Here is a 13,279-nt window from a genome sequence, read left to right on the forward strand (position 1 = left end):
TGAATCTCCACTTTTTGTTACACAGGGACACGATCAGCCACGCAAAGTGGCCGCATGGACGACCATGGAACTGAAGTACGACAGCAGGCACTCACCCTCCTCCGCGGCGGCGCTCGGAACCGCGATGTCGCCCAGATGCTGAATGTGCCCAGCGGCACGATCAGCTACTGGAAACACATGGACCTGGCCAAACGCGGCGAGTGTCCAGGCAGGCGCCAGGCGAGTTCCCAATGTCCCCGATGCGAGGGGACAGACTTCGACGAAGTCGCGTACGCGTACTTGCTCGGCCTCTACCTTGGTGACGGCCACATCGTCTCCCGGCACAAGCAGCACCACCTGTCCGTCTACTGCAACGCCACCCAGGTCGGCCTGATCGATGCGGCCGAGGACGCCATGCGCAGGGTGCTGCCCCAGCCCCGTACCGGCAGGCGACAGAGGGCCGGCTGCGTCGAGGTGAAGTCCTACACGCAGCACTGGGTCTGCCTGTTCCCCCAGCACGGCCCCGGCAAGAAACACGAGCGACGCATCGCGCTCGAAGCCTGGCAGCAGCGGATCGTCGACGCGCACGCGTGGGAGTTCGTGCGCGGGCTGGTCCACTCCGACGGGTGCCGCCTCGTCAACTGGACCTCCCGCGTCGTGCGGGGCGAGAAGAAGCGGTACGAGTACGTCCGCTACTTCTTCACCAACGTCTCCGACGACATCCGCCGCCTGTACACCGACGCCCTCGACAAGCTCGGCGTCGAGTGGACGCACTGCACGCGTGCGGGCAGGCCGTACAACATCTCCGTCGCCCGCAGGGACTCGGTGGCCCTCATGGACGCCCACATCGGCCCCAAGTACTGACGCCCGTCAGCTGGTCACCGGGTCGCCGATGTGGTGCACCCGGACCAGGTTGGTGGACCCCGCAACGCCGGGCGGCGAGCCGGCCGTGATCACCACGATGTCACCCTTCTTGCAGCGCCCGATGCGCAGCAGCTCTTCGTCCACCTGGGCGACCATGGCGTCGGTGGAGTCCACGTGCGGGCCGAGGAAGGTCTCGACGCCCCAGGTGAGGTTGAGCTGGGAGCGGGTCTCCGGGTCGGGGGTGAAGGCCAGGAGGGGGATCGGGGAGCGGTAGCGGGAGAGGCGCTTGACGGTGTCGCCGGACTGGGTGAAGGCGACGAGGAACTTCGCGCCGAGGAAGTCGCCGATCTCGGCGGCGGCCCGGGCCACGGCGCCGCCCTGGGTGCGGGGCTTGTTGCGTTCGGTCAGGGGCGGGAGGCCCTTGGCGAGGATGTCTTCTTCCGCCGCCTCGACGATGCGGCTCATGGTGCGGACGGTCTCGATGGGGTATTTGCCGACGCTGGTCTCGCCCGAGAGCATCACGGCGTCGGTGCCGTCGATGACGGCGTTGGCGACGTCGGAGGCCTCGGCGCGGGTGGGTCGGGAGTTGTCGATCATCGAGTCGAGCATCTGGGTGGCGACGATGACCGGCTTGGCGTTGCGCTTGGCGAGTTTGACGGCTCGCTTCTGGACGATCGGCACCTGTTCCAGGGGCATTTCGACGCCGAGGTCGCCGCGGGCGACCATGATGCCGTCGAAGGCGGCGACGATGTCGTCGATGTTCTCGACGGCCTGCGGCTTCTCGATCTTGGCGATGACGGGGATCTTGCGGCCTTCCTCGGCCATGATCCGGTGCACGTCCTCGACGTCGCGGCCGCTGCGGACGAAGGAGAGTGCGATGACGTCGGCGCCGGTGCGCAGGGCCCAGCGCAGGTCTTCGATGTCCTTCTCGGACAGGGCGGGGACGGAGACGGCGACTCCGGGGAGGTTGAGGCCCTTGTTGTCGGAGACCATGCCGCCCTCGACGACCCGGGTGTGCACGCGGGGTCCGTCGACGGTGGTGACCTCCAGGGTGACGCGTCCGTCGTCGACGAGGATGCGCTCGCCGGCGGTGACGTCGTCCGCGAGGCCGGCGTAGGTGGTGCCGCAGCAGTGGCGGTCGCCGTCGACCGGTTCGACGGTGATGGTGAATTCGTCACCGCGTTCAAGGAGTACGGGGCCCTCGCGGAATCGACCGAGGCGGATCTTCGGGCCTTGAAGGTCGGCGAGGACGCCGACGCTGCGGCCGGTCTCTTCGGCGGCCTTGCGAACGTGCTGGTAGCGCACCTCGTGGTCGACGTAGCTGCCGTGGCTGAGGTTGAAGCGGGCCACGTCCATTCCGGCCTCGATCAACGCCTTGATCTGGTCGTATGTTTCGGTGGCGGGCCCAAGGGTACAAACGATTTTTGCTCGGCGCATAAGGCGAGCCTAGGCCTTACCAGTGGGTAGCGAAGGGGCCGGGCATGACTACTCAACAACCTTTCCGTGAAAGGTTGTTGACAAGTCTTGAATTTGTGCGCCGGGTTGCTCCGATGAGCGGAATTCGGGCCGAAAAGGCGTTCGTCTCAGAGTGCGGGCGGGGCCATCGTGAACCGTGCGGCGACTTCCGCGGTGACCGTCTGGCGTTGGGGTTCGAGGTCCAGGGGGGCGGGTGTCTCGGTCGCCTCGGCCGCGAAGGCCATGCGCATCCCGGCGGCCGGCCCGGGCATGCCCGGGGTGAGCCCGGTGTCGGAGAGTTCGAGCAGGGCCGTCAGCGAGGTGCCGAGCGCCTCGGCGTACTCGCGGGCCCGGCGCACCGCGTCCCGTACCGCCTGTCGGCGGGCCTCCGCGTGCTGCGGGGAGTCCGGGCGCAGGGCCCACCAGGGGCCGTCGACCCGGGTCCATTCCAGATCGGCGAGGCGGGTGACGAGCTCGCCGAGGGCGGTGAAGTCGGTCAGCTCGGCCGACAGGTGGACCCAGCCCTGGTAGCCGCGGACCCGCTCGCCGCGGCCGTGCCGGGCCGGCTCGGGGGTGACGGACAGGGCGCCCGTCTCCAGCAGGGCGACGGCCTCGCCGTACGACTTCACGAGGGTGATCGCCTCGGCGTTCCGGGCGGTGAGGGCGGCCAGGACGGAGGTTCGGTCGGTGCCCCTGGCGCGTACCGCGACCCCGATCCGGGCGAGCTCGGGTTCGACCTCCAGCCGGCCCTCGCCGCGAACCGTCACCTGGGGGGCCTCGGGGGTGGGGTGCTGTTGCGTCATACCGAACACTTTCCCACTCCGTAACTCGAAAGGTCTGTTGCGGCCGCGCGGTCTGAGCCAGAATCTACGCGCGTTGTGCGCCCACGATCGCGCCCTCGCCACAGAACACAAGGGGAGAAACACTCATGCCGCTGAACCGCAGGACGTTCCTGGAGCGCTCGGCCGCCGCCGGGGCCGGTGTGGCCCTCGCCGGGGCCGTCACCGCCCCCGCCGAGGCCGCGGAGGAGACCGTCGGCGCCGGCCGTCCGCACCCGCGGAAGCGGTACGCCTTCACCGTGATGGGGACCACCGACCTGCACGGAAACGTCTTCAACTGGGACTACTTCACCGACAAGGAGTTCGACGACAAGGCCCACAACGACGTCGGCCTCGCCAAGATCTCCACCCTGGTCAACCAGGTCCGTGCCGAGAAGGGCGAGCGCAACACCCTGCTCATCGACGCCGGTGACACCATCCAGGGCACCCAGCTGTCGTACTACTACGCCAAGGTCGACCCGATCACCCAGACCGGCGGCCCCGTCCACCCCATGGCCCAGGCCATGAACGCCATCGGCTACGACGCCGCCGCGCTCGGCAACCACGAGTTCAACTACGGCATCCCGGTGCTGCGGAAGTTCCAGGAGCAGTGCGACTTCCCGCTGCTCGGCGCCAACGCGCTGGACGCGAAGACCCTGCGCCCGGCCTTCCCGCCGTTCAGCATGCACCGCCTGTGCACCCCGCACGGCCGTGACGTCAAGGTCGCCGTCCTCGGTCTGACCAACCCCGGCATCGCCATCTGGGACAAGGCCAACGTCAGCGGCAAGATGGTCTTCCCCGGCCTGGAGGAGCAGGCGGCCAAGTGGGTGCCCAAGCTGCGCTCCATGGGGGCCGACGTGGTGATCGTCTCCGCCCACTCCGGCTCCAGCGGCACCTCCTCGTACGGCGACCAGCTCCCGTACATCGAGAACGCGGCCGGCCTCGTCGCCGAGCAGGTCCCGGGCATCGACGCGATCCTCGTGGGCCACGCCCACACCGAGATCCCCGAGTACAAGGTCACGAACAAGGCGACCGGCAAGGACGTCGTCCTGTCCGAGCCGCTCAAGTGGGGCCAGCGCCTGACTCTCTTCGACTTCGAGCTGGTATGGGAGAAGGGCCGCTGGGTCGTCGAGAAGGTCGGCGCCAAGGTGCTCAACTCCAACACGGTGGCCGAGGACCCGGAGATCACCGGGCTGCTCGTCGACGAGCACAAGAAGGTCGTGGAGTACGTCAACCAGGTCATCGGCACCTCGACGGCCGCCATGACCACGGCCGACGCGCCGTGGAAGGACGAGCCGATCATCGACCTGATCAACGTCGTCCAGGCCGAGACCGTGAAGGCCGCCCTCGCGGGCGGCCAGTACGCGGGTCTGCCGGTGCTGTCGCAGGCCTCCTGCTTCTCCCGCACGGCCCGCATCCCGGCCGGGCAGATCACCATCAAGGACGCCGCCGGGCTCTACCCCTTCGAGAACACGATGGAGGCCCGCCTGATGACGGGCGCCCAGCTGAAGGACTACCTGGAGTTCTCGGCGCGGTACTACGTGCAGACCGCGGCGGGCGCGCCGGTGGACACCGCGAAGCTGACCAACGCGAACGGCACCCCGGACTACAACTACGACGCCGTGTCCGGTCTGACGTACGAGATCGACATCGCCAAGCCGGCCGGCTCGCGCATCGCGAACCTGTCCTTCCAGGGCAAGCCGCTCGACCCGGCGGCGCAGTTCGTGTTCGCCGTCAACAACTACCGGGCGAACGGTGGCGGCGCCTTCCCGCACGTCGCCGCCGCCCCGAAGCTGTGGTCGAACTCGGACGAGATCCGCAACACCATCATCCAGTGGGTGAAGGCGAAGGGGACCGTCGACCCGGCGGCGTTCGCGTCGGTGGACTGGAAGCTGACCCGGGACGGCGTGCCGGTCTTCTAGGGCTCGCCCCGGTCGTCACACGTTTCGAGCGAGAGGCGTCAGCTTCTGGCCCTGGGCCGGAATGCTCGGCGCCTCTCGCGCGTCCAGGCCGAAGGTGGTGAAGGCGGTGCGGCGCGGCAGCGGGTACGGGTCCTTGCCGGTCACCGAGTTGAGGATGACGGCGCTGCGCCAGGCGGCCAGGCCCAGGTCGGGGGCGCCGACGCCGTGGGTGTGCCGCTCCGCGTTCTGGACGTAGACCGAGCCGGTGACGGAGGGGTCGAGGACCAGCCGGTAGTCGGCGTCGATCCGGGCCCGGCCGGCGGAGTCGTGGCGCAGGTACGGGTCGAGACCGGCGAGCATCCGGTCGACGGGGCGCTCCTGGTAGCCGGTGGCGAGGACGACGGCGTCGGTGGTCAGCCGGGAGCGGGTGGCCTGCTGGACGTGCTCCAGGTGCAGTTCGACCTTGGTGGTGGCCACCCGGCCCGCGGTGCGGACCCGGACGCCCGGGGTGAGGACGGCGTCGGGCCAGCCGCCGTGCAGGGTGCGGCGGTAGAGCTCGTCGTGGACGGCGGCGATGGTGTCGGCGTCGATGCCCTTGTGCAGCTGCCATTGGCGGGGGAAGAGTTCGCCGCGGACCTGCTCGGGCAGCGCGTGGAAGTAGCGGGTGTAGTCGGGGGTGAAGTGCTCCAGGCCGAGCTTGGAGTACTCCATGGGGGCGAAGGCCTCGGTGCGGGCCAGCCAGTGGAGTGCTTCCTGGCCGGCCGGGCGGGCGCGCAGCAGGTCGAGGAAGATCTCGGCGCCGGACTGGCCGGAGCCGATGACGGTGACGTGTCCGGCGGCGAGCAGGGTCTCACGGTGTGCGAGGTAGTCCGCGGAGTGGATGACCGGGACGCCGGGGGCTTCGGCGAGCGGCCTCAGCGGCTCGGGGACGTAGGGCTCGGTGCCGACGCCGAGGACGACGTTGCGGGTGTACGAGCGGCCCAGGGCTTCGGCCTCGCCGTCGGCGTCCAGCTGGGTGAAGTCGACCTCGAAGAGGCGTCGTTCGGGGTTCCAGCGGACCGCGTCGACCTGGTGGGCGAAGTGGAGTCCGGGGAGCCGCTCGCTGACCCAGCGGCAGTAGGCGTCGTACTCGGCGCGCTGGATGTGGAACTTCTCCGCGAAGTAGAAGGGGAAGAGGCGGTCGCGGGAGCGGAGGTAGTTGAGGAAGGTCCAGGGGCTGGCCGGGTCGGCGAGGGTCACCAGGTCCGCCAGGAACGGGACCTGGAGGGTGGCGCCCTCGATGAGCAGCCCGGGGTGCCAGTGGAAGGCCGGGCGCTGCTCGTAGAAGGCCGTCGCGAGGCCGCCGGGGACGCCGTGGCCGAGCGCGGCGAGCGAGAGGTTGAACGGGCCGATGCCGACGCCGACCAGGTCGTACGGGCGGTCGAGGTCGTGCTGGGGGGTGCTGCCGGTCATCGGTCGATGCCGCCTTCCACGAGGGTGATGATCTGTGCCAGGTCGTCGGGGGTGGCGTGGGGGTTGAGCAGGGTGGCCTTGAGCCACAGCCGGCCGTCGGCCCCGGCCCGGCCGAGGACGGCGCGGCCCTCGGCGAGGAGGGTGCGGCGGATGCCCGCGACGGTGGTGTCGTCGGCGTCGTGCGGCCGGAAGAGGACGGTCGTGAGGACGGGCCGGGCGTACAGCTCCAGGCCCGGGGCCTTCTCGACGAGGTCGGCCAGCTGCTGCGCCCGGTCCATGCACACGTCGACGAGCGCGCCGAGCCCGGTGCGGCCGAGGGCCCGCAGGGTGACGGCGGTCTTGAGGACGTCCGGGCGGCGGGTGGTGCGCAGCGAGCGCCCGAGGAGGTCCGGGAGTCCGGCCTCGGTGTCGTCGTCCGCGTTGAGGTAGTCGGCGGTGTGTCCGAGGACGGCGAGGTCGGCGCCGTCCCGTACGGCGAGGAGTCCGGCGGCGGCGGGCTGCCAGCCGAGTTTGTGCAGGTCGACGGTGACGGTGCGGGCCCGGTCGATCCCGGCGAGGAGGGGGCGGTGGGTGTCGCTGAAGAGGACCGGGCCGCCGTAGGCGGCGTCCACGTGCAGGTCCGCGCCGCCGTGCGCCGCGCAGAGTTCGGCGATCTCCGGGAGCGGGTCGATCAGTCCGGCGTCGGTGGTGCCGGCGGTCGCGGCGACGAGGAGGGGGCGGCCGGCGAGGTCGGTCAGTGCCTCGTCGAGGGCGACGAGGTCGATGGTGCCGCTCGGGGCGGGCACGACGACCGGTTCGGGCAGGCCGAGCAGCCAGGCGGCGCGGTGGAAGGAGTGGTGGGCGTCGGCTCCCACGACGGTCTGGACGGAGCCGTGGCGCTCGCGCGCGAGGAGCAGGGCGAGTTGGTTGGACTCGGTGCCGCCGGTGGTGACCAGGGCGTCGGGTGCGGGCGCCGCCGGGAACACTTCGGCGGCGAGGGCCGCCGACACGAGCGCTTCGAGGGCGGAGGCGGCGGGGGCCTGGTCCCAGGAGTCCAGGGACGGGTTGAGCGCGGACGCGGCGAGGTCGGCGGCGGCGGCGAGGGCGAGCGGCGGGGTGTGCAGGTGCGCCGCGCAGAGGGGGTGCGCGGGGTCGGCGGCGCCGGCGGCGAGGGCGTGCACGAGGGTGCGGAGCGCTTCGTCCTGGCCTGTCCCGGTGTCCGGAAGTGCCGGGCCTTCGAGGGTCTCGCGCAGCTGGTGTGCGACGGCGTGCGGGCCGCCGGCGGGGAGGGGGCCGCCGCGTTCCTCCGCGCCGGAGCGGAGGGCGTCGAGGACGGTGTCGAGGAGCGGGCGGAGGTGGTCGGGGCCGGGGGCGCCTCCGGCGAGGGGTGCGGCACGCATGGACGACAGGGTGCCGGGGTTTTTGGTGGTGTGTCCGAAGAGGTTCTCGATGTGACCCGAACGAGGGACAAGGGGTGGACGGGGACGGTGCGGCCTGGCAGGTGTTCCGGGCCGGTGAAGGGCTCGGACGAGTGGCGCGGCGCGGCACCACCCGCGCCCCCGTCGCCCGGATCTCCGTCGAGGGCCCGGACTGCCGGCGCGCCCTGACCCTGTTCCGGAGCGCGCAGGTGTGCCCGGTGGGCGCCGCGCCCCTCATGCACGCGGCGCTCACCGACCGGGGCCGGACGTCCGGGCCGGTCTCGGGGGCGTCTCGCCCCCGAGACCGGGCCGGCCCTACACGCCTTCGCCGCGTACGCGCAGCGCCCGGCGCAGGTCGTCCAACTGGTCGACCAGCTTGCGGTGCAGGGCCGGGATCATCTCGTCGTCCGCGAGGTGGCGTTCGCCGAGGGCCAGGGACTCCGCGTCGACCGCGTACGAGGGGAAGGCCCAGCGGCCGGCCGCCTCGGCCATGGCGGGGCTGCGGCGCCCGGCCATGGCGACGGCGTCGAGGTAGAAGCGGGCCACGTAGTCCCGTACCAGTTCGGCCTGTTCGGGCTTCCAGAAGCCCTGCGCGGTCGCCGTGAAGAGGTAGTTGGACAGGTCGTCGGTGGCGAACATGGACGCCCAGGCGGCCTCTTTCGCCTCCGTCGTCGGCAGGGCGGCGCGGCAGCGGGCCGCGCCCTCCTGGCCGGAGGCGCTCCGGTCGCGTTCGAGCTCGGCGGCGATGGCGGCCTCGTCGGTGGCGCCGAGGACGGCGAGCCGGGCGAGGATGCGCCAGCGCAGCTCGGGGTCGAGCTCGGGGCCGCCGTGGACGGTGCCGTCGGCGAGCCAGGAGGCGATCTTGTCGGGCGTGGTGGCGCTGTCGATGTAGGTGCGTACGGCGGTCAGGCGCAGGCCCGGCGCGTCGCCGTCCTCGGTCCGGCGCATCAGGGCGCGGGCGATCTCGCAGATCGTGGCGAGCGCGGCCGGCCGGTCCGTCTCGGAGACGTAGCGGTCGGCGATCTGCGCGCGGGCGAAGCCGAGGACGCCCTGGACGAGGGCGAGGTCCGTCTCCTCGGGGAGGTGGGCGAGCGCGCTCTCCAGGTAGGCGGCGGGCGCCAGCGCGCCGTCGCGGACCATGTCGCGCAGCGCGTTCCACACGACGGCGCGGGTGAGGGGGTCGGGGATGCGGGAGAGGCCGCGCAGGGCGGTCTCCCGCGACACCTCGTCGAAGCGCATCTTGGCGTACGTGAGGTCGCCGTCGTTGAGGACGACGAGCGCGGGGCGCGGGCCGTCGAGCTCCAGGGGGGCCTCCTGCGGCACGTCCACCCAGGGGCGCTCGCGGAGCACGAGATCGCCGGCGGCGTCGCGGTCGTAGACGCCGACGGCGAGGCGGTGGGGACGGCTGCCGTCGCGGTCGACGGTGAGCCGCCAGTGCTGGCCCTCGCCCTCCAGGCGCGGGGTGAGGGTGTCGACGCCGGTGGTGCGCAGCCACTGCTCGGCCCAGCCGTGGACGTCGCGGTCGGTGGCGGCGGCGAGGTTGTCGATGAAGTCGGCGAGGGTGGCGTTGCCGAACTTGTGCCGCTTGAAGTGGATGTTGATGCCGGCGAGGAAGTCCTTCTCCCCCATCCACGCGACGAGCTGGCGCAGCGCGGAGGCGCCCTTGGCGTAGGAGATGCCGTCGAAGTTGAGCAGCGCGGAGGCGGTGTCGGGGACGGCGTCCGGGTCGGGGGCGACGGGGTGGGTGGAGGGCCGCTGGTCGGCCTCGTAGCCCCAGGACTTGCGGGTGACGCCGAAGTCGATCCAGGTGTCGGCGAAGCGGTCGGCGCAGGCTTCGTTGATCGTCTGGAAGCCCATGTACTCGGCGAAGGACTCGTTCAGCCAGATGTCGTCCCACCAGCGCAGGGTGACGAGGTCGCCGAACCACATGTGGGCCATCTCGTGGGCGATGACCATGGCGCGGGTCATCCGCTCGGTGTCGGTGACGGCGGAGCGGAAGACGAACTCGTCGCGGAAGGTGACGAGTCCGGGGTTCTCCATCGCGCCGGCGTTGAACTCGGGCACGAAGGCCTGGTCGTACGAGTCGAAGGGGTACGGTTCGTCGAACTTCTCGTGGTACCGGTCGTAGCAGGCCTTGGTGATGTCGAGGATCTCGTCGGCGTCGGCGTCGAGGTGGGGGGCGAGCGAGCGGCGGCAGTGGATGCCGAAGGGCAGGCCGGCGTGCTCGGTGCGGACGGTGTGCCAGGGGCCGGCGGCGACGCACACGAAGTAGGTGGACAGCAGCGGGGTGGGGGCGGCCTTCCAGCGCCCGTCGGCCTGCTGCTCGGTGATGCCGTTGGCGAGGACGGTCCACCCCTCGGGGGCGGTGACGCCGACCTCGAAGACGGCCTTGAGGTCGGGCTGGTCGAAGGCGGCGAAGACGCGCTGGACGTCCTCCATGAACAGCTGGGTGTAGACGTACGCCTCGCCGTCGGTGGGGTCGGTGAAGCGGTGCATGCCCTCGCCGGTGCGGGAGTAGCGCATGGTGGCGGTGACGCTCAGGGTGTGCTCGCCCTCGGTGAGGGCGAGCGGGAGCCGGTTGCCGTCGAGCGCCGCGGGGTCGAGCGGCTGTCCGTCGAGGACGGCGGAGTGCAGGGCGTCCGGCTTGAGCTCGACGAAGGTGTCCCCGGCGGCGCGGGCGGTGAACCGGATGAGGCTGGTGGACTCGAAGGTCTCGTCGCCGGTGGTGAGGTCGAGGTCCACGGTGTAGTGGTGGACGTCGAGGAGCTGGGCACGGGTCTGCGCTTCGTCGCGCGTCAGTACGGACATGGGCCCATGCTGCCTGATGGCCCGCGGGGCCGGGGAGGGGCGTTCACCGACAGCTCAGGAGATCCCTCGGGGGACGCCCCTGGGGGCACCCCTCGGGAGGTTCTGCGGGAGACGCCTGGGGCATCCGTCGGAGCATCCCCCGCACACCCCCGGGCACTCCTGAACACCCCTGGGGAACGGGACACCCCTGGGGAACGGGACACCAGGGCGCCGTCCCCGGGACGGCGCCCGGGACGCCCCTGGGCACACCGGGTCCGCCCCTTCGGCTTCCGGTCCCCCTCCGGCAGCCCCACGGCAGCCCCTCGGCCGCCCTTCGACGGGTCTTCGGCCGCCCCACGGCGGATCTTCGGCCGCCCCTCGACGGGTCTTCGGCCGCCCCCGGCGGGTCTTTCAGGCGAGTCCGGCGCCGTCCAGGTGGGCGAAGGCGGCGGAGATCCGGGGGCGGTCGTAGCCCGCGGGTCCCTTGGCGCCGCTGGAGAGCAGGGCGTGCAGCAGCAGCCGGGCCTTGGCCGGGGCGAGCGGGCCGGCCGGGATGAGGCCGCGGTGCAGGAGGTCGTACTCGGAGCCGGGGCTGCGGTAGGTGTGGGAGAGGGTCGCGCCGGCGCCGGTGCGGGAGGCGAGGACGACGGGCATGCGCTCGGTGAGCGCGGCGAGGGGTTCGACGAACCAGGAGGGGACGTGCCCGGCGCCGAAGGCGGCGACGACCAGGCCGTCGTATCGCTCGGGCCGTTCCGTGACGAGTTCGAGGAGGTCGCCGCGGTCGCCGAGGGAGAGGGTCAGCAGGGCGACCCGGACGGCGGGGTCGAAGCCGAGCGGGCAGAGCCGGCTGGGGACGGCCGGGCGGAGCAGCAGGCGCGGCTCGCCCTCCACGACGGAGCCGAGGGGGCCCGCGCCCGGCGAGGTGAAGGTGGCGATCGAGGTGGTGTGGGCCTTGTGGGCGAAGCGGGCGGCGTGGATCTCGTCGGCGAGGACGACCAGGACGCCGAGGTCGCGGCAGCCGGGGTCGGCGGCGACGGCGAGAGCGGCGGCCAGGTTGGCGGGGCCGTCGGCGCCGGGCAGGTCGGGGCGGCGCATGGCGCCGGTGACCACGACGGGCTCCTCGGTGGTGCACGCCAGGTCGAGCAGGAAAGCGGTCTCCTCCAGGGTGTCGGTGCCCTGGACGACGACCACGCCGGAGCCGGCGGCGACGGTCTTGGCCACCTCGTCGGCGAGGGCCGTCAGGTCCTCGAAGGAGAGGGAGGAGCTGGGGACCCGCCGGAAGTCGCGGAGCTCGACGTCGACACCGGCGGGCGTGACACCGAGCTCGGCGAGGACCTCGGCGCCGGACATGCGGGCCGCGTCACCGCCCCGCGCGGAGATGGTGCCCCCCAGGGTGAATACGGTGACGCGCGCCATCAGCGTGCTCCGTCCGCGATCGTCTCGTGGTGGCGGATGACCTCCGCGATGATGAAGTTGAGCAGCTTCTCCGCGAACGCCGGGTCCAGTTTCGCGCTCTCGGCGAGTTCCCGCAGCCGGGCGATCTGCCGGGCCTCCCGCGCCGGATCGGCGGGCGGCAGGTTGTGCTCCGCCTTGAGGACACCGACCTGCTGGGTGCACTTGAAGCGCTCGGCGAGCATGTGGACCACCGCCGCGTCGATGTTGTCGATGCTCTCGCGCAGTCGGGTCAGCTCGGCCCGTACGGACTCGTCGATCTCGCTCATGACCAGGGAGCCTATCCGGATCCGGTGAGGATGGTGGGCGGGTGTTCGGGATCCGGAACGGTGGTGCTCCAGCCGCCCGGCACGGTCCTGCCCTGCTGCTCGCGGAAGCGGACGGGGGCGGTGCCGACCCGGCGGGTGAACAGCCGGGAGAAGTAGGCGGGGTCGTCGTAGCCGACCCGGCGGGCGACCGCGGCGACGGGCAGGTCGGTCGCGGCGAGGAGCTCCTTGGCGCGGCCGAGGCGCACGGTGAGCAGGTAGTCCTTCGGGCTGCAGCCGGCGGTGCGGCGGACGGCGGCGCGCAGCTCGGCGGCGGTCATGCCGTGGCGGGCCGCGTGCTCGGAGACGGACAGGCGCCGGTAGGCGTCGCGGGCGAGGGCGGCGAGGACGGGGTCGCCGTCGGCGTTGGTGTCGGCGCGGGCCCGGCGCAGGGCTACGAGGAGTTCGTGGACGGCGGCGCCGGTCTCGACCTCCAGGAGGGGGTTGCCCGGGCGGGCGGCGCGGGCGATGCGGGCGATGACGGCGCGGGCCGGGGCGGCGTCGGCGAGGGGCACGACGGGCCGGTCGGGTTCGATGTAGCCGAGCTCGGTGTAGGTGGCGGTGGCGGGTCCGGTGAAGTCGACGAAGGACTCGTCCCAGCCGCTGCCGGGGTCGGCGGAGTAGTGGTGCGGGCTGCCGGGGGTGAGCCAGATCAGGGCGGGGGCGGTGACGGAGGTGCGGCGGCCGTCGGTGCTCCGGTACCAGCCGCTGCCCGAGCTGACGAGGACGGCGACGTGGTGGTCGAGGGTGCGCGGGCCGACGGTGGGCAGGGCGCCGTGCTGGAGTCCGACGCCGAGGCAGACCAGGCCGAGCCGGTGGTGGACGGGGCCGGGCGTGAAGTAGCGCATCCAGGTGTGGTACACGGCGCG

The 13,279-nt window shown here is 72.0% G+C and carries 10 protein-coding genes; 2 read left to right on the forward strand and 8 right to left on the reverse strand.

Annotated features, from left to right (window positions below; all coding sequences use genetic code 11):
- The first annotated feature begins 54 nt into the window (after window positions 1–54).
- Window positions 55–843: a helix-turn-helix domain-containing protein gene (locus AB0M16_RS12310; RefSeq protein WP_365341690.1), complete on the forward strand. Its 789-nt coding sequence runs from the start codon at window positions 55–57 to the stop codon at window positions 841–843.
- Between the two features lie 6 nt (window positions 844–849).
- Here the strand turns inward: AB0M16_RS12310 and pyk are convergent, their stop codons facing one another.
- Together pyk and AB0M16_RS12320 are read right to left on the reverse strand one after the other, a co-directional pair.
- Window positions 850–2,280 carry a pyruvate kinase gene (gene pyk / locus AB0M16_RS12315; RefSeq protein ID WP_365341692.1) on the reverse strand — a complete coding sequence of 477 codons (1,431 nt, stop codon included), beginning with the start codon at window positions 2,278–2,280 and terminating at the stop codon, window positions 850–852.
- Window positions 2,281–2,426: 146 nt separating this feature from the next.
- Window positions 2,427–3,101 carry an SIMPL domain-containing protein gene (locus tag AB0M16_RS12320; RefSeq protein WP_365341694.1) on the reverse strand — a complete coding sequence of 225 codons (675 nt, stop codon included), beginning with the start codon at window positions 3,099–3,101 and terminating at the stop codon, window positions 2,427–2,429.
- A 125-nt stretch (window positions 3,102–3,226) separates the two neighbouring features.
- Here AB0M16_RS12320 and AB0M16_RS12325 point away from each other — a divergent pair, with 125 nt between their 5' ends.
- Complete coding sequence (locus AB0M16_RS12325) at window positions 3,227–5,038, forward strand: 5'-nucleotidase C-terminal domain-containing protein (RefSeq protein WP_365341696.1); 1,812 nt, start codon at window positions 3,227–3,229, stop codon at window positions 5,036–5,038.
- Between the two features lie 15 nt (window positions 5,039–5,053).
- Here AB0M16_RS12325 and AB0M16_RS12330 read toward each other — a convergent pair whose 3' ends face one another.
- The 6 genes from AB0M16_RS12330 to AB0M16_RS12355 form a co-directional block, all read right to left on the reverse strand.
- Window positions 5,054–6,469 (reverse strand): SidA/IucD/PvdA family monooxygenase, encoded by a 1,416-nt coding sequence (locus AB0M16_RS12330; protein ID WP_365341698.1) that lies wholly within the window; start codon window positions 6,467–6,469, stop codon window positions 5,054–5,056.
- Window positions 6,466–7,848: an aminotransferase class V-fold PLP-dependent enzyme gene (locus AB0M16_RS12335; RefSeq protein WP_365341700.1), complete on the reverse strand. Its 1,383-nt coding sequence runs from the start codon at window positions 7,846–7,848 to the stop codon at window positions 6,466–6,468. Before AB0M16_RS12335 ends, AB0M16_RS12330 begins: the two co-directional genes overlap by 4 nt.
- Before the next feature lie 333 nt (window positions 7,849–8,181).
- The gene (gene pepN / locus AB0M16_RS12340) at window positions 8,182–10,674 is read right to left on the reverse strand and encodes an aminopeptidase N (RefSeq protein WP_365341702.1); all 2,493 of its coding nucleotides are present in this window, start codon (window positions 10,672–10,674) and stop codon (window positions 8,182–8,184) included.
- 390 nt (window positions 10,675–11,064) lie between these two features.
- Entirely contained in the window at window positions 11,065–12,069 is a 1,005-nt protein-coding gene (locus AB0M16_RS12345) for an asparaginase (RefSeq protein WP_365341704.1), read from the reverse strand.
- A complete protein-coding gene (locus tag AB0M16_RS12350; protein ID WP_365341706.1) occupies window positions 12,069–12,374 on the reverse strand; it encodes a chorismate mutase in 306 nt (101 codons plus the stop codon). The genes AB0M16_RS12345 and AB0M16_RS12350 overlap by 1 nt, the downstream gene beginning before the upstream one ends.
- 11 nt (window positions 12,375–12,385) lie before the next feature.
- Window positions 12,386–13,273 carry an AraC family transcriptional regulator gene (locus AB0M16_RS12355; protein WP_365341708.1) on the reverse strand — a complete coding sequence of 296 codons (888 nt, stop codon included), beginning with the start codon at window positions 13,271–13,273 and terminating at the stop codon, window positions 12,386–12,388.
- Window positions 13,274–13,279 lie beyond the last annotated feature (6 nt).

It is taken from the genome of Streptomyces sp. NPDC051921 (assembly GCF_040680975.1).
Lineage (GTDB): Bacteria > Actinomycetota > Actinomycetes > Streptomycetales > Streptomycetaceae > Streptomyces.

Bases quoted from the DNA above. Each gene is read 5' to 3' on its own strand.
- pepN (WP_365341702.1), bottom strand. From the start codon at position 10,674: ATGTCCGTACTGACGCGCGACGAAGCGCAGACCCGTGCCCAGCTCCTC.
- AB0M16_RS12320 (WP_365341694.1), bottom strand. From the start codon at position 3,101: ATGACGCAACAGCACCCCACCCCCGAGGCCCCCCAGGTGACGGTTCGC.
- AB0M16_RS12325 (WP_365341696.1), top strand. From the start codon at position 3,227: ATGCCGCTGAACCGCAGGACGTTCCTGGAGCGCTCGGCCGCCGCCGGG.
- pyk (WP_365341692.1), bottom strand. From the start codon at position 2,280: ATGCGCCGAGCAAAAATCGTTTGTACCCTTGGGCCCGCCACCGAAACA.
- AB0M16_RS12335 (WP_365341700.1), bottom strand. From the start codon at position 7,848: ATGCGTGCCGCACCCCTCGCCGGAGGCGCCCCCGGCCCCGACCACCTC.
- AB0M16_RS12345 (WP_365341704.1), bottom strand. From the start codon at position 12,069: ATGGCGCGCGTCACCGTATTCACCCTGGGGGGCACCATCTCCGCGCGG.
- AB0M16_RS12310 (WP_365341690.1), top strand. From the start codon at position 55: ATGGACGACCATGGAACTGAAGTACGACAGCAGGCACTCACCCTCCTC.
- AB0M16_RS12330 (WP_365341698.1), bottom strand. From the start codon at position 6,469: ATGACCGGCAGCACCCCCCAGCACGACCTCGACCGCCCGTACGACCTG.
- AB0M16_RS12350 (WP_365341706.1), bottom strand. From the start codon at position 12,374: ATGAGCGAGATCGACGAGTCCGTACGGGCCGAGCTGACCCGACTGCGC.